General features: G+C 38.8%; 16 protein-coding genes and 2 pseudogenes. 9 read left to right on the forward strand and 9 right to left on the reverse strand.

The features are described 5' to 3' along the window. From VB654_RS07700 to VB654_RS07720, 5 genes and pseudogenes are all read right to left on the reverse strand, one after another. Positions 1–118 (reverse strand): annotated as a pseudogene (locus VB654_RS07700) (Uma2 family endonuclease); the annotation flags it as partial. Positions 119–205: 87 nt separating this feature from the next. Next, positions 206–343 (reverse strand): annotated as a pseudogene (locus VB654_RS07705) (transposase); the annotation flags it as partial. A gap of 23 nt (positions 344–366) precedes the next feature. After that, on the reverse strand, positions 367–861 hold the full coding sequence (locus tag VB654_RS07710) for an ASCH domain-containing protein (protein ID WP_323213079.1): 495 nt from the start codon (positions 859–861) through the stop codon (positions 367–369). Between the two features lie 16 nt (positions 862–877). Then, the gene (locus tag VB654_RS07715; protein WP_323213080.1) at positions 878–3,004 is read right to left on the reverse strand and encodes a GNAT family N-acetyltransferase; all 2,127 of its coding nucleotides are present in this window, start codon (positions 3,002–3,004) and stop codon (positions 878–880) included. A 167-nt stretch (positions 3,005–3,171) separates the two neighbouring features. Continuing rightward, complete coding sequence (locus VB654_RS07720; protein ID WP_323213081.1) at positions 3,172–5,283, reverse strand: TIGR00300 family protein; 2,112 nt, start codon at positions 5,281–5,283, stop codon at positions 3,172–3,174. 885 nt (positions 5,284–6,168) lie between these two features. On the opposite strand from VB654_RS07720, the gene VB654_RS07725 reads away from it, so the two are divergent. Together VB654_RS07725 and VB654_RS07730 are read left to right on the forward strand one after the other, a co-directional pair. After that, positions 6,169–6,429: a hypothetical protein gene (locus VB654_RS07725; protein WP_323213082.1), complete on the forward strand. Its 261-nt coding sequence runs from the start codon at positions 6,169–6,171 to the stop codon at positions 6,427–6,429. Between the two features lie 533 nt (positions 6,430–6,962). Further along, complete coding sequence (locus tag VB654_RS07730; protein ID WP_323213083.1) at positions 6,963–7,304, forward strand: helix-turn-helix transcriptional regulator; 342 nt, start codon at positions 6,963–6,965, stop codon at positions 7,302–7,304. A gap of 38 nt (positions 7,305–7,342) precedes the next feature. Here VB654_RS07730 and VB654_RS07735 read toward each other — a convergent pair whose 3' ends face one another. Next, positions 7,343–8,020, reverse strand: a complete 678-nt coding sequence (locus VB654_RS07735; RefSeq protein ID WP_323213084.1) for a polysaccharide deacetylase family protein — start codon at positions 8,018–8,020, stop codon at positions 7,343–7,345. A gap of 87 nt (positions 8,021–8,107) precedes the next feature. Here VB654_RS07735 and VB654_RS07740 point away from each other — a divergent pair, with 87 nt between their 5' ends. From VB654_RS07740 to VB654_RS07750, 3 genes are all read left to right on the forward strand, one after another. Then, positions 8,108–9,217, forward strand: a complete 1,110-nt coding sequence (locus VB654_RS07740; RefSeq protein ID WP_323213085.1) for an acyltransferase family protein — start codon at positions 8,108–8,110, stop codon at positions 9,215–9,217. Between the two features lie 175 nt (positions 9,218–9,392). Continuing rightward, positions 9,393–9,836: a hypothetical protein gene (locus VB654_RS07745; RefSeq protein ID WP_323213086.1), complete on the forward strand. Its 444-nt coding sequence runs from the start codon at positions 9,393–9,395 to the stop codon at positions 9,834–9,836. Beyond that, entirely contained in the window at positions 9,836–12,517 is a 2,682-nt protein-coding gene (locus VB654_RS07750; protein WP_323213087.1) for a ParA family protein, read from the forward strand. Before VB654_RS07745 ends, VB654_RS07750 begins: the two co-directional genes overlap by 1 nt. Before the next feature lie 274 nt (positions 12,518–12,791). On the opposite strand, the gene VB654_RS07760 is transcribed toward VB654_RS07750, so the two are convergent. Continuing rightward, positions 12,792–13,640: a lysophospholipid acyltransferase family protein gene (locus VB654_RS07760; RefSeq protein WP_323213088.1), complete on the reverse strand. Its 849-nt coding sequence runs from the start codon at positions 13,638–13,640 to the stop codon at positions 12,792–12,794. Positions 13,641–14,717: 1,077 nt separating this feature from the next. On the opposite strand from VB654_RS07760, the gene VB654_RS07765 reads away from it, so the two are divergent. Further along, a complete protein-coding gene (locus VB654_RS07765; protein WP_323213089.1) occupies positions 14,718–17,048 on the forward strand; it encodes a hypothetical protein in 2,331 nt (776 codons plus the stop codon). Positions 17,049–17,094: 46 nt separating this feature from the next. On the opposite strand, the gene VB654_RS07770 is transcribed toward VB654_RS07765, so the two are convergent. Beyond that, on the reverse strand, positions 17,095–17,283 hold the full coding sequence (locus tag VB654_RS07770) for a hypothetical protein (protein ID WP_323213090.1): 189 nt from the start codon (positions 17,281–17,283) through the stop codon (positions 17,095–17,097). Between the two features lie 361 nt (positions 17,284–17,644). Between VB654_RS07770 and thrC the strand changes: the two genes are divergently transcribed. Next, positions 17,645–18,736 (forward strand): threonine synthase, encoded by a 1,092-nt coding sequence (thrC, locus tag VB654_RS07775; protein ID WP_323213091.1) that lies wholly within the window; start codon positions 17,645–17,647, stop codon positions 18,734–18,736. 156 nt (positions 18,737–18,892) lie between these two features. Here the strand turns inward: thrC and VB654_RS07780 are convergent, their stop codons facing one another. After that, entirely contained in the window at positions 18,893–19,036 is a 144-nt protein-coding gene (locus VB654_RS07780; RefSeq protein ID WP_323213092.1) for a hypothetical protein, read from the reverse strand. Here VB654_RS07780 and VB654_RS07785 point away from each other — a divergent pair. Further along, positions 19,035–19,211 (forward strand): hypothetical protein, encoded by a 177-nt coding sequence (locus VB654_RS07785; protein ID WP_323213093.1) that lies wholly within the window; start codon positions 19,035–19,037, stop codon positions 19,209–19,211. The genes VB654_RS07780 and VB654_RS07785 overlap by 2 nt on opposite strands. Before the next feature lie 438 nt (positions 19,212–19,649). Continuing rightward, positions 19,650–20,882, forward strand: a 1,233-nt coding sequence (locus VB654_RS07790; protein ID WP_323213094.1) for a serine/threonine-protein kinase, incomplete at its 3' end; no start/stop codon positions are given.

Genomic DNA, 20,882 nt, shown 5'->3' on the forward strand with positions numbered 1-20,882 from the left:
TAATTATGCTTTGGGGATGTTCTTGAAAATTTTTCACAAACGTACCATCAGACTCTGGTAGTTGAGTATGATCAGGAAACTGCGGTGGTATAGCAATATCAGCCAAGGTTTCACTCATACTATTTAAGGGATACGAGTTTACATCTTAGTGTAATAGCTTTAAACTCAAACAAAAGGGCTCTTCGGTACTTGTTATGCTAAAATATTAAGTAAAATGCCAATTCAATAAGCATCTAACTCGGAAATTTTCAAAGTTTCTAAATCCATACCCTGAACGTTTAATCAGCTTGAGCTTATTATTAATTCCTTCAACAGTACCACTGGTTGTCCTGTTATCAAAGTAATATATAAAAATATATTTATCTTTTAAACTTGAGGCAATAGTTCAGTTTGATAACCTCTACACTTATTAGATAATGCTAGAATATCATATTTTGTCATTGATTTGATAAAATTTATCTCTCTATCTTTTAAATAATGATAACACTGTGGTGGTCGAAAATCTTTCCACTCTTCTCTTAGTTTTTCAATTGTAATTGGTGAATCAAAACTGAACGGGTTTTTAAAGAAAATAGCAAAAGCAATTTGTGAATTTTTGTAGTATTTTTGAAAGGTTTCTTGGTTAATACCAGCTTTATCTTTAACAATATTCCAAAGCTTATTAGGAGACATTTCCACAACTTTTTCTACTTCAAGCACTCCCAACAATGCTTTTTCAGGAGATGTTGCATAAACAAGAATTAGATCACCTTCACTTAGATGTCGAGGTCTAACACGCCTAAACTCAACTTGTTTATTACCCTCAAATATCATATTAGCGTATTCATAGTGAATAGATATTAAAAGTACATTTGGAGACATGAGACTCATTTTTATTTTATATAGACATTGAATTTCCTCTATTATATAACATTTTAAATTCTTCTGGAGAAATTTCTATAGAACTTTGAAGTTGAATAGATCGATTTAGTATTATTTTTATTTCTGCAAATTTTATAGGATTTTCAAATAATTCAGTATCACTAAATTTAACAGCTTTTATTTCCTTGTCTAAATCGTTATTAGCAGCTTTTAAAACATCTTGAAAACTGTAAATACCTAATCTTCTAAATTTTTTATATAAATCTTTGGGTTTACCAATTGTTACTTCATCTAGTCTAGAACAAGCTCTAATAGCTCCTAGAATAGCAGAACTATTTTTATCGTCAGGAGATGGAGTAACATACCATAAAATTCTTCCTGGATATTTCATTTTTCGCTTTGAAGAGTAGTAAACAACCTCACGTCTCAGTGCTAATTGTTCTTTAGCTCTCCATATTCCTTCTTCTGCTAATTCTTTATCAAATAATTCTTTAGCCCAACGTGATTTAATAGGAATAATATAAGTAGGAATTTCAGCATCAGTAATTTTGGCAGGATAAAGCCTTCTCTCAATATCTGCCATGATTTCTGGTTTTTGAAGTAAATCTTGATTTAATAAAATATCTGCAAATGGAAGATATTGGTCATAAACTTTAGGTGATTGTTTACACAAGTTAGTAATATACGAAGAAATATCTACTGCATTTTCTGAAATAGCTAAATTAGCTCTTAACCATCCAGATTTAGTCTTTAAAAAACCATCTTCAGACAGTGCTTTAACGGTTGTATCATCCAAGTATATTTCAGTAATTCTGGTGAATTCTCTATTTTCACTAGCAGCAGTTGAGAAACATTCAAAAATACACCGTCGTAAAAGAGTAGGAGTAATTTTAGTATTTCTGAATCGAAAAACCGGAATATTTAACTCTCTATCTTCTGATCTATCATAGATTATCAGAGCTATAAATTCTTCATTTTGACTAACTGTAAAACCTTTAATTTGTTTAGTATTTGAAACTAAACTGCGAATATTTTTTCTAAAGTCTGGTTTTTTTTCACCCTGAGAATAACATAAAAAGAGGTCAATTATTGAATCTATCTCTTTACTCTGAATGCGCTTTTCTTTGATATTAGTTCCACCTAAAAGCTCTGGTTGATATTCATTTTCTCTACGTAATTGATCTAATTTAATAATTAGATCAATGGGATGAATAATGGTCAAATTAAATTCTTGATAAATCTCTTCTTCAATACCTAATAAACGTTTATCTCTAGTAACAAAGTAAGGAGTATTAATTTGAGAGCTAATAACTCTAGCGATTTGACGTAAATCTGATTCATCACTAGGAGTCATCTTTTCAGGAAAAAATCTACGTATAGTTTGGCATAGTTTATCAAATTCTTTTTGGGTGGAAGGAAGGTTTGTAAAATGAGTTCTTGCTGTACGTAATTTTTCTCTTTTTCTACTGTCTGGATTTCTGTTAATTTCATTTAAAATTTCGTCAGTTAAACATAATTTTATTTCTGAATCTAGCCAATCAGAAATTAGAACTTTAGACTCTTTTCCTTCCTCATCAAACTTTTCATCATCTACTAAATCAAAGAAAATATTAGCATCAATAGCAACACATAATCTAGATTCAGTTTCTTGATAGGCCAGATTAGTGAGTAAACTATGATGACCATAATCTAACCACCACTCAGTTAAAATACTGCCTTCTTTGCTTTTTCCTGGTCTTTCATGAGGAGCCACAAAACCAAGTGCTGCCCACATTCCATCTAAATTATAATCACGACGGCATGATAAAAGAATACCGTATAAATGTTGAGTTTTATTTTTTAAATACTGGAGTAATTTTTTGGCTATTCCTCTTTTTTGCCAATTTTTATCTACACAAAGATGGGTAAGTTTTACTCTGTAATTACGACGACTAATACCATAAAGCAGATATCCCACACAACCTAATTCTGGAACAATAAAACCAATAATACGACCTTCGTCCGCTAGTCTTTCAAAAGCTCCATAGGGTAAAAAGCCAAGGGTTTCTGAATTAGCATTACCTAAGTTAATGACAGTTTTTAAATGCTGAGAAGTTGCACCAATTTCTTGAATACTAAACTTTAAGGAATCTTCTTGTACCATATAATTTAGATTTACTCATTTCAGGAACTAAATCATATAAGCTTATTGTGGTTTCGTCTGGTCATAAAACATAGGAACAGTTTGGAGCTAAAGTTAAAACTCATTGGAGTTTGCGGACAAATTACCCATAAAGTAAATGATGTCCGCAATAAGGAACATCTATTTCCTTAACCTACACTAGCAATGTATGGATTTGTCAACTTTTCCAACTGCTGAATCAACAGACTGAGGAACAAACCGACATCAGTCACCACACCCACGGATTCCACAGAACCGCGATCGCTTAACTTAGTAACTACAGCCGGGTTAATATCTACACAGACCATCTTCACCCCAGCCGGAGTCATATTTCCTACCCCAATAGAATGTAGCATTGATGACAACATCAAAATCATCTCCGCACCCTCAATCAGTTTGGCGTATTCCTCCTGTGCTTGAATCAAATTCATTTGGGTATCAGGTAAAGGTCCATCATCCCGAATGGAACCAGCGAGGCTGAAGGGTATGTTATTAGAAACACATTCATACATCACGCCACTTTTAATTACTCCCGCTTCCACAGCCTTAGCAATGCTACCAAAACGGCGGATAATATTAATGGCTTTGAGGTGATGGCGATGTCCACCACGGACGGCTACACCCCGCTTCATGTCCACACCAAGGGACGTTCCCATCATATTTTGCTCAATGTCGTGGACTGCGATCGCATTCCCACCCAAGAGCGCCTGTACATATCCTTCCCGAATCAGTTGCGCCAAATGTTCGCCGCCGCCAGTATGAATCACCACGGGACCCGCAGTGACAACTACTTTACCACCAGCATCCCTAATTTTACGTAATTCCCAGGCCACCTGTTCCACCACAATTTCCACACGTCTTTCGCTGGAAACCCCAGAGGACATAAAGCTAAATTCTTGAGAATTACGCTGTTCACGGGATTCTGTTTTGCGGATAGTACGGATACCGAGTACATCAACAATTACTTTGTCACCCACTTCTAAATCCCGAAGGATTTTACATCTAGCGACTAAACCATTGGCAGTTTGAGTAATTGCGATCGCGCCATCCATGCGCTGATTCTGCACCCTCACCCATTCACCATTAATCCGCACTTCTGTAGGATAAATCGTACTGACGTAGAAATCATCAGGAGCTACCCCAGCTTGAATTACAGGCTGTAATTTAGCATCTCGTTCATCTTGGGGTAAATCTACAGCACCTAAATCAATTAACTGCGAGATGATTTCTTCCATCACCTCATGAGAAGGGGCTGAAACGCGTACTTCAGCAGCAGATGTACTTTGGCGTTGTTCTCCCAAGTTAAAATTCATCACTTGGAAACTTCCACCAGTATCCACAATCAAATCTAGCGCACGGTTAATCAAACCAGAGTCCAGCAAATGACCTTCCATACGAATCACTCGGCTTTCGACCGAGACATTAGCATGAATTTCTGTGTGCAATGGTTCTGTAACTCGCAGTGTGAGACATTTAGCCGCACCACCGGCTTTGAGGAATTCTGTCAGAGGCGTTTCAATGACTCGGAAACCAACATCTGCTAAACGTGTTTTTAAAGCATTGCTGGCCTTATTCATAATCACGATGCTTTCCACATTCACCGTATTACAGGCAAAGTTGACTGCATCAGCTTCGGTAATTGCTATCCGCTTTTCTGGCGCAACTCGCATTTCTATTAAGCGATTAGAATAGGCATCAAAAGCGCCGGGATAATACAATAAATAGCCGTTAGCTAAAGGACAAAAGCAAGTATCTAGATGATAGAAGCGCTCATCAATTAAGCGCAAGGATAGCACCTCAATATCTAGCCATTTAGCTAAATAAGGGTGAGAATCTAATTCTGAGCGAAAACCATATCCAGCCCATAACCAACGTCCTTCCCGGTCTAAAAGTGCATCTCCAGCACCTTCAAAGGGTAAGTCTTTCGGCAATAAATGAACCGTGTAACCGTTTTCCTCAAACCAAGTTTTGAAAAAAGGTTCTTCTCCTTGACGTTCTTTGTGCAGAAATCGACTGAGAACAACATTTTCCCCCAGTACTAAGCCAGCGTTGGCGGTAAATACCATGTCAGGCCAACCAATCTGGGGCGGTACTAAATCGACAATGGCGTGTTGTTTAAGGATGTGGTGGAGTTTTTGCCACTGTTCTACGGCGCGATCGCGCGAAGACTTGTGAATATTCCCTTCCATCCAGGGATTAATTACATAGTCCACATCGTAGTGATCAGGGGCGCACATTAAGAAGCGAATCAAGGAAGTCATAAAAATATTACAAGCGTTGAGATGCTACAAGCCTACTTCAAAGACAGTTTTTTGTGGTTCTAATTTTTTGTGACCAGCTATTAACCGCTAGATAAACTTACTTAAATCTATTTAATGAAACTGGAATTGCTTCCTTTTTGTCCATATTCGTAAATTTAAGCAGAGTTTTTTGCCTATTTTCCCTAAATTCAATCAATAGATTTAGAAAGATTTGGTGAGAGTTTTTCTAGCTGTTACCAGCCCTCTACCTTTAAATAGTTATGACTTTGGCACATAGGCTCCACTCCTATTCTATTCTGATATTCAGATAAATAGCGGATACTCAGGAGATTAATGTGTCAAAATGGCACTGGTTAAGGCACTGAGATATACTAGCACCGCAGGCCAGAAGTTAGGAGGGGCGTATTAATGATGTCAATTTTTAGGGGATAATTCAAATTTACTGTATAAAATTTAATTAACTAAAGTTTCAAATACTTAAAAACATAGGATTTCAGCCTGTCAAAATTCTACATATAGGAATCCGGTTTGGTTTATGTTCGCGTAGCGTGGTGTAGCCATATTTACTCGTAGAGCTAGGGAACAGGGAACAGGGAACAGGGAATAGGTCGTTTTGTATGGCTTACGCCACGCAAGCTATCAAAATTCAAATAGGAGTCCTATATTTTAGAAACTATTTCTGAAGATTGTGATCAATGCGTGAAAATTTACAGTATAATTGCTTTGCTATAGTGTTTGCCAGGTAATTTTTTTCACACCAAAGTTAATAATAACTTTTTACGGATCTCTCTAAAGATTCTTGTAAGACTACACTAGCGTCTTTCAAAATCAGTATTAAAGATTTTCGTTTTTTTAATGTCCAGTTTTTCAACCATTGAAATTAACATGAAACTAATCAAAAAATCTGAAAAACTTCTCCTCGACAAAATTAAGCTGATGGAGGAAGCTGAAGAACAAGGTTTGACAGTAGAAACTCCTCATATTCCCGAACCTATTGTTGAGGAATATGAAGAATATATAGAAAATGGAGAAATTAACTATATTCCTTTACGGACTCATCCCATCATCCAATCAGTGGGTAATTCAGGTTGGCAGGTTTCCGATATTTGGAAGGATGTCAGAATGGATAATTTTTCCAGGGACTAGTACCGCAAGGCGGAAGTCAAAAGTCAAAAATTAAAAAGCTTATAAAATGGGCTTTTCATGGATTTTGAATGGTCTGTTTATTTACGCCGTAGTGTACTAGTTACAAACTATAGGTGACGATCAGTCGAGGAACCATCCCGACCAAACCCGCGCCTCGAAAAATTTTTATCAAACTTCCTGCACGGTTTGAAAACTATTCGTTTTTCGTGTTTTCCGTGCAGGCTAACTTTTTTGAATTTCTATCATCAATGAAATTTATCGTATATTTTACAACTTAGCTGAGAGATAAAATAATTAAAACTCTATGTGTGGGAATACCAGAAAATAGATTATTCCATCTTTTGGGCTAGGAATCTTTACCCGTCCTTGGGCATTATCGAGCATTCTTGCCCCCCATACGATAATTTCTGGGATATTTTTGAATTTTTCCATCCTTATGTATAGTGCCAACAAAAATTTCTGAGTAATTTTCTAGAGTTTGTTTCTTTGGTGATAGAATATACGACTATAGATAGAATAAAAGTGCTGTAGCTGTGAAACAGAAGCCAAAACCAAGGATCGCTTTGCTTCGTGAAAAGGCAGGGCTAACCCAGCTTGAACTCTCGCGTCTTGTAGGCGTGACTGAAAGCACTGTCCAAAATTGGGAAAGCGGTAGGACTGGGACAGACCATATTGAAAGAATCGTTAGGTTTTGCAAAGCCTTGAATTGCCAAGTCGAAGACCTAATTGAAGATATTCATGATTCATTAGAAAAGCCTGTAATTGAACCAAGCTCATTAAGTGAAATACAAAGTTTGTTGGGTACTGAGGAGCCAGCCATAGCTAACAATTCAGAAACCAAAGTTGCTCAAGAAGAAAAAGTGCAGCGTCAATAATTGGTATTTCCTAATTCAGCATTACTGGCGGTGAAATACTAGCTGGCTTGATTTTGCTGCCAGAGATGATCAATAGTCACAAATTCATACCCTTGCTGTAGTAATTGCGGTATTAGTGTTTGGATTGTGGCTGCAACATCTTGTCCACCACAATTACCATCATGCAAAACAATTAGTGAACCGTTCTGCACTTGTTGGAGAACTCTTTGGACTACAGTAGTTATTCCTGGCCTTACCCAGTCTTCTGGTACAACACTCCACATGACTGGGCGGTATTTCCATTTAATGAATAATTTTAAGGTTTGGGGTGTAAATAAACCATTGGGGGGTCGAACGTCGCATACTTGTTCGGGTGTCAAGTCGCAAGCATTAGAGATTGCCAGTTGAGTTTTTGCTAAACTGTCTTGCAAATCATTTGGAGAAAGTGTAGGAAAAGAACGATGATCATAACCATGCAATCCGATCCAGTGTCCGCGATCGCATATTGCTTTGGCAATAGCTGGGTAATGGTTGACACAAGCACCCAAACAGAAAAAACTAGCTTGAATATTGTAACGGTCTAATACAGCCAATACTTGGGGTGTGTATTCCGGGTGGGGGCCATCATCAAAGGTGAGTGCGATCGCCTTATTATAGCGACTACCACTCCAAAGACAATTAGGAAAACTCGGTTGGAGAAGGCGATAAATCCACGGAAATAGGGGTGCTAGTTGCATTGTGAGTTATTTTATTAGTTGGTTTATCTCACGCAAAGGCGCAAAGTAGAAGAATTTAGGACTATTCATTAAAATAAATTTACCTTTATGCGCTTATCCTCACTGGATGTTTTTCGCGGTATTACCATTGCTGCTATGATTTTAGTCAATATGGCAGGAGTAGCAGGTGAAGTATACCCTCCCCTAGCCCATGCAGATTGGCACGGTTGTACACCAACAGACTTAATATTTCCCTTTTTTCTGTTTATTGTTGGTGTGTCCATGTCTTTCTCCTTATCAAAATATACCGAAAAATTTTACTCGCGTATCTTCCGCCGCGTCGCTATCCTCTTTGGTTTGGGGTTGCTACTTAATGGCTTTTGGAATCAGGGAATTTGGACTTTTGATTTAAGTAATATCCGTATTATGGGAGTATTACAGCGTATTAGTTTAACTTACTTGTTAGCTGCGATCGCAGTTTTTAAACTACCACGCAAAGGACAATGGATACTAGCAGGTGTATTACTCATCTGCTATTGGCTGACTATGATGTATGTCACCGTTCCTGAATATGGCGCAGGTGTACTGACTCGCATAGGTAACTTTGCCGCTTATATTGACCGTTTAATTATTCCCCAAGCGCATTTGTATGCAGGTGACGGATATCAAAATTTAGGAGATCCAGAGGGGTTATTTAGCACCATTCCGGCTATTGTTAATGTTCTGGCTGGCTACTTTACAGGGGAATGGATACGCAAGCAGTCAGTAATGACACGTACTAGCATAGGGTTAGCATTATTTGGTATTGGTTGCTTAATTATCGGTTGGGCGTGGGGGTGGATATTCCCCATCAACAAAAAACTGTGGACAAGTTCTTATGTTGTCTTTAGCAGTGGTTGGGCTTTACTATTGTTAGCAGCTTGCTATGAACTAGTTGAAGTACGACAGATAAAGCGGTGGAGTAAACCTTTTGAAATAATGGGATTAAATGCGATCGCCCTCTTCACAGCATCCATTTTATTAATTAAAATCTTAGTCAGAACTAAAATCGGCACAGGTGAAACCGCCATCAGCACCTACAATTGGATTTACCAAAACATTTTTGCATCGTGGGCGGGTACTCTCAACGGTTCATTCTTATTCGCCCTAGTCACCGTTTTATTTTGGTTAGCAATTGCTTATTTCATGTATCGCCAAAACTGGTTTCTTAAAGTTTAACCTCTGCGCCTCTGCCTCTATCTGCGCCTCTGCCTCTAATTTATCCATACTCTTCTTGTACTGTATAAATTCTTGTAACTCTCATGTTTTTAATACTTATACAAGGCTAGATTTTAGCTAAAATAATAAAATTATTTGACTAATTTACATTCTATAAATAAAGGTTCATTGTTGAATGGATACTTATCATAGAGAGTGCCAATTAGGTGCTTCTCGTCGTCGCCTAGAAGATGCTTTAAGTTTGCATGACCAAAAACGTTGGACAGGTGCTACTTATTTAGGAGGTTATGCAGTTGAATGTGCGTTAAAATCTCTTATATGTTATGAAGAAGGTAAAACTAACTTTAAAGATACAAAATGTTTTCAGAAAGGACTACAAGCTGCTAGTCTGCATAATTTAACAAACTTACTCAATGCTTTGACTTTTGTTCAACGCAGTATAAAATTAGATCGAACTGGTACTTATAAACGAGCCTGGAATTTAGTATCTTCAGTTTGGCGTAATGATGAATTAAGATATTCCGACAAAGCAGGTGATGAAAAAAGTAGTAAGGAATTTATAGAAGCAGTAAAAATTTTACACACATTTTTTTTAGCTAAACAAGATGAGGCATCATAATGGAGAATATAACCTTAATACCTGAAGTTATTCAGAAATCTTTAACAGAAAATTTAATCGGTGAAGATGAACAGGTAACAGTCAGTGTTAAACAGACTTCATTAGGTTGGCTAAAACTTAGGATCGTTACTAAAATCTTTGAAGGTAAATTTTTAATTGAACGTGAGCAACAAATAGATAACTTACTAACAAATATTGACTCTAATTTAAATCTTGGTCAATATCCCATTGCTGGCTATGAATTACTAACTCCCCAGGAAGCGACAGAGCAACCTCCTGAATATATACAATTACCTCTTTGGTCAGATATTTTAATGGCTCCAGAACCTGATCAATCAGTGGAGGTAGATGAAGATATTCCTACTAAAAAACCTTTCATTGTGACTTTTTATTCTTTTAAAGGAGGTGTAGGTCGTTCCACAGCTTTAGGAGTAGTAGCAGGTATACTAGCAACCCGTAAGCGTCGCGTGGTGATGGTAGATTTTGACTTAGAAGCTCCTGGAATTTCAATTATGTTTCAGCAGGATATTGAAAATACTACTGAAGAAAAATTGGGAGTTTTAGATTATCTACATCAACGCTCCTTAACACCTGACCAAGATGTTCCTAATATTTGTGATTGTATCCAACAGATAAATTTACAAACTCGTGGCGAACTTTTTTTAGTTCCTGTAGGGGAGTATGACGAAAATTATATTCATCGGTTAGCTGATTTGGATATGCGCTCTTTTTACAGGTCTGGAAAAAATGCAGTTAAGCAACTTATAGAAGATATTAAACAGCAATTAGAACCAGATGTAATTTTAATTGACGCTCGTCCAGGATTTAATGATGTAGGTGCGATCGCATTATTTGATTTAGCTGATACGGCTATAATTTGTTTTTCACCAACTGACCAAAGTTTTGAGGGACTGCGTTGGGTTGTACAAGCTGCTCGTAAACAACAAAAATATCAAAATAAACCTGATGTAAGATTTCTTTTAACACCTGTACCAGCAGTTGCATCTGAACAGCATCAAATTTGGATAAATAAAGTTGAAAATTGGATTGAAGATAACTGGGGTTTACCAGATGAAATGACTGTCGGACAACTTTATTATGAAGTTCTCTATAATCCCAATATTGTAACTTTGTCTAGTCTAGTCAACAATTTACCTAAGACTTTACTAGATGCTTATTTACCTCTTTCTGACATTATTGATGCTAGCTTGCCAGATCCAGATGTTAAGCCTAATATTACAGAGAAAACAGTTGATGAGCGCAGGAAAATTCTGAGAGAGCTACAGTTTCAGGCAGCTACAGCACAAGAACTAAAACCAAATGATATTCCGGCTATATTTCAACGTACAGAGGATTTTCCTAGATTTTTAAGTAACAGAACTTGGTTAATTCGTGGTGCTAAAGGAACAGGTAAAAGCCTATTGTTTAGACTGTTTGTAGAAAAATCAGATGCTGCAAAAGAACTAGCTCAATCTGATGTTAATTTAGCTCATGTTCATTTTATTCCAGGTCATGGTCAGCCTAGAGTATCAGGTACAATTCTGAACAGTTTTGATCTAAAGAGTTATGAACAACAAGTTGGTGAAAATGAATGGCAACTTTTTTGGCTCAATTATGCTCTTTTGCAATTGTGCAATCATCAGCGAGAATTACGTTCACTCTCCAATTTAGATGAGAAATTAGTAGCATTAAGTAATCAAGAACACCCTGCACATTCTGAAATTATCTCATGGCTAGTAGAACGCTCACAATCACCAACTAAGCGCCCACAAGCATCAGATGAATTGCGTTTAATTGACAGATGGTTACAGCAGAAAAATCTAGTAATATGGTTACTTTACGATGAACTAGATGCTGGATTTGGTTCTACTGAAGAAGATTATGAGCGACGTAGAAGATCCTTAGAAGCATTGCTGGCTTGGTGGTTGGAAAGTGGAACAAACTTCAAGCAGATTGTACCCAAGATATTTTTACGTGAAGATATTTGGAATCAACTCAACTTTACTAATACAGGACATTACAGTGGACGTTCACTTCAGCTACGTTGGGAAGAAGCTGATCTCTGGCGGCTTGTACTTCGCCAAGCTCTTAAAAGTTCTGACTCTCTGAGCAAATTTTTAGAAAAAACCTTGGGTGTGACTGTCGAGCGACTCGATATAATTGGGCTGGAACAATTGCGCCAAAGTCTCTATCCTCTCTGGGGTGAAAGAATGGGGCGGACAAAAAAGGCTTACACTTATAATTGGGTTCGCACCCGTATCGCTGACGGTCATAATAATTGTTTCCCACGCAGTTTGATATTGCTCTTAGAAGAAGCAGTGAAAAAGGAAACAGATTTCACTACAGAATATAGTTCTGAGATAACTTTGCGTCCAAAAGCATTGATTGATGCTTTTCCCTATGTGTCTCACCAACGTGTAACCGAAGTGAGGAATGAATACCCTGAACTGATAGAATTTTTAGACAAATTCCAAGGTGAACGCTCTCCTATTGATGAAGATCGGTTAACTGAAATCTGGAAAGTTGAAGATGATGAATTAGCCCGGCGCATCAAGGATATGATGCTGGAAGCTGGTATTCTTACCGAACGCTCTCGTCCCAAAGATCCGCCTCCTCGTACTTATACAGTTACTGAGTTATACCTGTATGGACTAGGGATGGTTCGTAAGGGACAAAGATAGCCCACTAGAATATGTGTACTATTATTTTAGTATTGCTTCCTTAATTATTTGATTTACCAAAAGATTTTCCCATCGTGGGCGGGTACTCTCAACGGTTCATTCTTATTCGCCCTAGTCACCGTTTTATTTTGGTTAGCAATTGCTTATTTCATGTATCGCCAAAACTGGTTTCTCAAAGTCTAACCTCTGCGCCTGGTGCGCCTCTCTGATGTTCCGTTTGTTGAATCTGTACTACAAGAAGTGTAAGCAAAAATTTTGCCATTGCTTTTGTAAATCAGCTCTTAACGCTGAGTTTAACTAACTCGTCTAACTCTTGCTGCATCTGATTGACAACTAATTTATAGCATTCATGGACATAGTGGCGATCGCAAGCCGCTTCCCGACCATAACGTTCAAATACAATGGGTTTACACACTCGCGTTTGAATAGGTACAGGCAATGGGATATTCGGAAGAGGCCCAATTCCTAATCCCCACGGTAATCCCAGATAAATAGGAAAAACTACCGGATCAACCCCAAACAACCAGGGCATTCCCCATTCATGGAGTTGTCGCAAAATTTTATAGATATCAGCCAACACAATCAAGGTATCATGAGCGCCAGTAGAAATTACAGGTACAATCGGGACATTTTCCCGTAGCGCTAACTTGATAAATCCTTGCCGTCCGGCAAAATAAATTTGATTACGCAAGTGATGTGGTCGAAAGACATCTTCTGCTCCACCAGGATAGACTAATACGCTCGCCCCAGAACGCAAAGCAGCGTAAGCCATTTTTGGATGAGCCATAACTGCGCCACTCTTGGCAGCTATTTTGGCGATTGCAGGGATAAATTGCCAAACATGGGGATGCATCAGACCGTAGACAGGTTTCTCAAACCCAAATTTTTGGAACCAGTCGTACATCATCATTGACATATCGGGAGCTACCAGTCCTCCATTGTGAGAACCGACGAACAAGACTTTTTTTTCGGGTTGTATATGATGCCAACCACTAGTCTGAACTCGAAAGTAGTAATTATATAAAAAGCTCAATAAGGGCATTAAAGATTCAATGAACTTTGGATCTCGTTCATCCAAAGACCAACCGAGTTTTGTTTCGCTTTTATGTTTCTCTTGTAACATCTAAAAATATTAACAAAATTAGTAAAAATTTAATCGTACTGCTTATTCCAGCGATAATAACCAACGATTAATACTTGGATTTCACCTGTACAATAAATAATTTGAGATTTGCCTAAAATTAGCAAAATTTCTTCCGCACTCACCTACTAATAGGGAATGGAATTGCAAAATTCTCAAATATGACAGTCAATAGTCTTGCCCAAAAAATTGATTTCAGTTTAAATATGGTTTTTATATTCGTCTTACAGTTTAATTATAACTATATTGAAGTTGTTTTTCATACATTTATCCCTGACTTTGATGATCCGGTAGATATGCCCGTAACTTTGTGATATTTTTAACAATATGTATTTTTGGCGAAAAACTGCCAAAAAAATTTGGGGCAATTGCATAAATTTCCCAAAAGCTTTTAACATTTATACTTAGAGCAAGAGCCAGTCCTGCAATTTTATTCTTGAGTATCTGCCAAAATGGCAACGCATTAAATTTATTATGTGATATATTCATGAGCAGTGCAAGGATTGACTCTGATTAAAACACGGAATTCAGCAAAATTAGCTGTTCCTTTTGTTGACATAATCTGCTTTCCTGACAACCCATTAAATTTTATTTTTGCTATTTTTCTAAATTCCAAGGTGTATTGCCACTTTCAAGCTATATCGACGGGATAAAACCCGTCTTTTATTTTGCTTATATTTTGATCAATGCTTCGGCACAACTGCTAGATAAAAGGTATTGCTGGCAATAACGGCATCAGACCTTATCAGCTTTTATGACATTTGGACACATCCCATAGGAAGATGACCAAGTAGTAAAATAATAGGTACATTAATCCGGGATGTTGTTATGCACTGGATTTATAGTGAGGTTTGGTGATTAGCCAAACCTCTTTTATTATTCGTAGCCAGAAAAATAGTTTAGCTGATATTGAATGGTCATTGGTAATGGTTTCATTACTCTTGACGATCCCATTAGTGGCATAATGATGGATAAGTTCTAGGCAACATTGACAAAGCGGGAGTATAAAAGGAACAATATCAAACACAAACCTACTCTCTGGCTTAAGTAAGAACTAAAATGGCAAATCGCTGGCGCAAGCTAACGCCACAAGCTTCTAAAAGAAATCAGTCTCAGGCAAATAAAAACAAACGTGTCTTGTCACAGCCTCGGCAAAAGTCTCAACGAGGTTGGCTATGGTCAACGTTAGCGATCGCTCTTTTGTTGAGCAGCGCTGGATTAATCATTGCTTTTATCTGGTTGAGCATTCTCTTTATATTCCATCCTGAACAGGTAAGCTGGCTGAATGAACTTCTCCCTGAATGGGTGCAAATTCCTCTGACTGAAAGGGAACGCCCTCAAAGCCGCAAACAAATTCAAGATGGTTTGAGTAAACAACAAACAGCCGGGGAATTCATCCCTTTAGATGACGAGAAAGGCTCATTTTTATTACCAATTTTGCAGCAGCGTGCTAACTGTAAGTCTGATTGTCAAGAAATTGTGGAATTGAGAGTTTACCAACCTTCAGAAGACCGAGAATTAACGTCGCAGTCAGAAACCTATCATTTGGCGGCTCAATTAACCATCACTGCGCCAGACGAATCCTTGATTGATCCGGCATTAGAACACAAAGATAATAATCCTCGTCTGCCTTTAACTGAAATTCAATATTTGGGGACTGACGCACTATCACCAGGGAGTTGGTTGAGTTTGTGGGGTCTGCGTCAACAAGACACCAATGCGATCGCTTACGGTTACATTATCTATTACAATCCCCAACGCCAGAACTTACAACAATTGCTATCTTGGCAAAACCCCAATGGAAAAACACCCCAATGGCAACAGGTGACTGGTGGGGGTGCAAAGGAGCTAGTTATTGATCAAACAGTCGGTTTAGAACCCCAATTAAGGGTGTACGAAGTTCAATCTACTAATTTTTACCTCAACCCCATTCAATTGGCTGAGATATCCCTAAAAATACCAGAATTTCAGGATTCTGCTTATCAAGATGCTTTATTAATTGCTCGTAGTGGATTATGGACACCTGCTGTTGAATGGTTACAGTTCATCGAGAAACAGCAAACAGGAGTTTTCCCCCCAACCGCCCAAGCGCAAGTTGATGTGATTCGCTTGCATTCTCAATTAACTAAAGCACAAGCCAATATCAGTTGGGCTAGTCCTAGTCAGCAAGTCTTGGCAGAATTGATTGATGGTCGTTGGGCAAAGGCTTTACAGGTATTTACTGCATCGCCGCAAAATGCCCAAGAAATCGCCAACCTATTGAAAGCAGATACCGGGCGTTTGTGGAATCGCACAGTGGCGGCGTTGCGAGTTAATCCGACGAGAAAAGATGTACAAGCTTGGGCGACTCTAATTTTAGCAGCGCAACGAGGGGAAAAACGTGCTAATTCTTGGTTAAAGTCCCAACCGAAAATTACTCAAGCCAATCTTGTTTATATTCAAAATTTGTTACCACAACTGCACGGCGAGGTGGCAAAGGAGCAAATATCGATTCATCGTAGTCAAATTATGGGTGCGGTGCAACCCATGACTAAAATTAATTCTTCTGAATGGTTGCAGTCAGATAGCAACCCAGACCTCACACTCCCAGAAGGTCAAACTTGGTATCGGGTGGAGGTAAATACTTTTTATGACGGTAAAAAGTGGCAGAGTTCTCCTTTTAGCAATTTACAACCTCCTAAAAATTCTCTTTCTCAGTTTTTCTGGTCAACTCTGGGAATCAATGTTAATCCAGTTATTCAAATTCTGGTCTGGAACTCACAAGGAGAACAGCAAATTAGTTCCGCTACTATTAAAGGTGTGCGGTGGCAAAATGGGGTTTTGCAATTATTGGCGGCTGGGCAACCAATTTCTCATGATCAGAATAATTCTCTCCGACGCAAACCTTTAGCTTTGAGTGAGTCCGTGCTGGAATGGGTGCAACCATCTCCTATTACCATGACAACGCTGTATCAACAAAATCCCCAAGCAGTAGAGGCGCTATTGCCAATTATGTGGCGTTCCTTACAACAAACTGCTCAACTTCCTGTTGGTGATGTTCCTGGCTTCTGGCAGATTCAAGGACAACTAGGTGATTGGCCGCTACAAATGATTGATTTAACAAATGATACTCAGCCAGAAATGATACTGACTATCTCAGCTGATGCGATCGCTTCTTTGCAGGATATCAACTGGGATACTCAGAAATCAGAGAACAATCAGTCTCGTCCTCGCACCCTGATTTTGTCGGATAGTGGTAAGGTTTTTTATACAGATTTTCAAAATAATTCTCAACAAACTTTGACAGCGATCGCCAAGCTATCTAATAGTCAATCTCTAGCATTGTTGGTAGAGAATGCCCATAACTACAGCCTCAAGCGTTGGTCAGAAAAAAATCAGCGCTTTGAGTAGTAGTCTTTTAATTGTCGCCTACAAGCGATCGCTGTAAATTATTTAATTATTCTGGGTGATTATCCGATAGTCTTTTTTCTTTAAGGTTTTGCAATTGCTGCAATAGAGAATCTACCTCTGCTTGCAGGTGCTTTAGTTTCGCTTGTTGGTCATCTTGATAATAGGAATTTGTGACATCGCTAACCCAGAGAGTCTGGGCGGGACGTTCGGAAACACTAGATGAATAAGTAGGCATTGTTAAAAAAAATCTACAAATCGACTCACACCATTTAGTAAATATTACAATAATATAAGGTTAAGTTTTGTTAAATACTTGTATATTTTCAATCACATAACCTAATGAGTTATTGGTGTATCTATAAGTGACTGTAATTATGTGGATTGTGTTCCATACTGAAATTATGCCCTGTTGCTTCTTCACTCAGAACTGAGACACAGACAATGATATTATCAGTGAGACATTAGCATTAAACATAGATATATTCCTCTAAAATAGAAAACCTAGCAAGAAAAACTAAAAAAGAAAAATTTGGTTTTGCCTTTGCCCATGCAGCGCCCCCTCATCCCCAATCCTTAGTTAAAAACTTTTAAAGCCTGTGACTGTGAGTTTGTCTGTTGCTAAATCTAATCGCCAATCCTGGCCCGGACTGATAGAAGCCTATCGTGAGTACTTACCTGTTAGTGAACAAACGCCTGTTGTCACCTTATTGGAGGGGAATACCCCTTTAATTCCAGTGCCGGCGATCGCACAACGCATTGGCAGACAAGTAAAAGTGTTTGTAAAATACGATGGACTTAACCCCACTGGTAGCTTTAAAGACCGGGGTATGACTATGGCAATCACCAAAGCGAAAGAAGCTGGGGCAAAAGCGGTAATTTGTGCCAGTACAGGCAACACCTCAGCAGCCGCAGCAGCTTATGCTAAACGTGGCGGGATGAAGCCTTTTGTTTTGATACCAGATGGCTATGTGGCATTGGGTAAATTAGCACAGGCTTTGTTGTATGGTGCAGAAGTTTTAGCAATTAAAGGCAACTTTGACCGCGCCCTGGAAATTGTCCGCGAAATGGCAGAAAGCTATCCCATAACTTTAGTTAATTCCGTCAATCCCTACCGTTTGGAAGGGCAAAAAACCGGAGCATTTGAAGTTGTAGATGCTTTGGGTAATGCCCCAGACTGGTTATGTATCCCGGTGGGTAATGCGGGAAATATCACAGCATATTGGATGGGTTTTTGTCAATATCATCAAGTCGGGAAGTGCGATCGCTTGCCCCGGATGATGGGATTCCAAGCCGCAGGTGCAGCCCCCTTAGTGAATGGACACCCCATTTCTCATCCTGAAACTGTAGCCACAGCTATCCGCATTGGCAACCCTGCTAGTTGGGATAAAGCCATAGCCGCTCAAACAGCTAGTCAAGGGTGCTTCAAAGCCGTTACCGATGAAGAAATTTTGGATGCCTATAGACTTTTGGCATCATCAGAAGGTATTTTCTGTGAACCCGCCAGCGCTGCGTCTGTAGCTGGATTATTGCAGGTTAAAGACCAAGTTCCCACAGGGGCGACAGTGGTATGTGTTCTGACTGGGAATGGTTTAAAAGACCCAGATACCGCCATTAAGCACAGTCACAGCCAATTTAAACAAGGCATTGATGCTGAATTAGGTGCAGTAGCTAAAGCAATGGGATTCTAACCGCAAGGCGGAAGGGGCGTCACTGCGCTCCGAAGTCAAAAGTCAAAAGTCAAAAGTCAAAAGGCTTTGATTGGTACTTGCTTTATTAGAGATTTCCCAGAAATAAATTATCCATGTTGTGGGCTGGGCAAAGATGCCCACTCGCAATATTTTTTATTACAAAACTTGTTTTAATTCCTCAACTGTCTTTGAAGTTTTGATCGCCTGTTGAACTGCTTTTAATTGTTGTAAATCATTGATTTGCGAGATAATTGGGATTAATTCTAAACCAAGAGTGCCAAATTTAATCTCTAATGCCATGTTGTCTACTGAGGGACGTGATGTTTTACCTATTTTGTTGCGAGTTTATACAGATTGGGTGGGAATGTTGGAACACCAATGCACCCCTGATGGTAAATTACCATTTCCTTCAAATTCTGGAATCATTTCTCACACCCTAACACAACTTGATTATCCAGTTAGGAGTGTCCCATAATTCTTTAAAAATCACACTTCAAAGCAAAACTCCGCACAAAGACCAAGGTAAAGGTATTGATAATTGTATCTATAGGACTCCTATTTGATTATTGAACAAACACGTAGGGTGTGTTAGCGGTAGCGTAACGCACCAAAGCCTTTAGGACTTATGCAAGAACTCTCTGAAACCCTCTCAACTTAGTGTCCTTTGTGTCCTTTGTGGTTCGTTTTTTCATAATTTTCCGTAAGTCCTGACCTTAATAATGGTGCGTTACGGATTTCATCCTAACGCACCCTACCATACTTAATTTTTTCATAAATCAAACCGGATTCCTATAGGTGTTCAATTTGTAGGTGTAATTATGTCAGCCTTTCTCTGTGTTACCAAAATAACTTGCTTTATTACCGATAAATTTGGCACAATAAAGCTGAATTACCCAGCGCCAAGTCAAAAACCATGCCTACGACTGGTACAATCCTCCGTAATCACTATAAAATCATCAACCTACTGGGAAGTGGCGGATTTGGTGACACCTATTTAGCAACAGATATAGACTTACCCAACCATCCCAAGTGTGTAGTCAAACACCTCAAACCCAACTCCGACCCCACAGTATTACAAACTGTTAGAAGATTATTTGATAGCGAAGCGCAAGTTTTATATCGTTTAGGTAATGATAGCGAGCAGATACCGCGACTATTTGCCCACTTTGAAGAACAAGGTGAATTTTATTTAGTCCAAGAATTTGTAGATGGACAGGACTTAAGCAAAGAAATCATTCCTGGTAAACGGTTGAGTGAGAAGGAAGTCACCAAACTCTTACAGGAAATTTTGGAAGTATTAGCAGTAGTTCACAAAAAAAATATCATCCACCGCGACATCAAACCGCCGAATTTAATGCGTCGCCGTCAAGATAGGAAGATAGTGTTAATTGACTTTGGTGCAGTTAAAGAAATTAACACCATGATGGTGAATACCCAAGGTCAAACCAGTGTTAGTGTTGCCATTGGAACTCATGGCTATATGCCAAGTGAACAAGCAGCCGGACAACCAAAATTATGTAGTGATGTTTATGCAGTGGGGATGTTGGGAATTTTTGCTTTAACAGGAATACAACCCCACGAACTACCAAAAGACCCCACCGATGGCGAAGTGATTTGGCGCAATTGGGCAAATGTCAGTGACAAATTGGCAGGTGTTTTAAATAAGATGGTGAGTTATCACTTTCGAGACAGATATTTTTCAGCAGGGGAAGCGTTGCAAGCCCTCCAGCCGTCACAGCCACAACGACGACAACCACAACCAAGACTACAGCAAAGAACACAACCACAACCACCTAACTTGTCACGCCGTCGGGTAATTAAAACGGCGGGATGGTTAGCTGGAGGATTTGGTTTAACTTTTGTCGGGAATCGGTTGTTATTTCCCTCTGATTCTGGAGATATTACTACTACAACTCCGGTGACAAGTGAAACTGTTCCACCAGTTGTGCAAACTCCCGTCCCCCAGTCGCCTGCTTCCACAAATAGCTTACAAACCTTTTCATTTGAAACTGTGACGGTGAATGCACAGGGAAATATCACCAACCGCCGCAACCTGCAAGCCAGATATTTTGCAGAAGATTTAGGAAATGGTGTTTCTTTGGAAATGGTGCAGATACCAGGGGGAACTTTTACAATGGGTTCACCA

This window comes from Nodularia sp. UHCC 0506, assembly GCF_034931045.1.
GTDB lineage: Bacteria > Cyanobacteriota > Cyanobacteriia > Cyanobacteriales > Nostocaceae > Nodularia.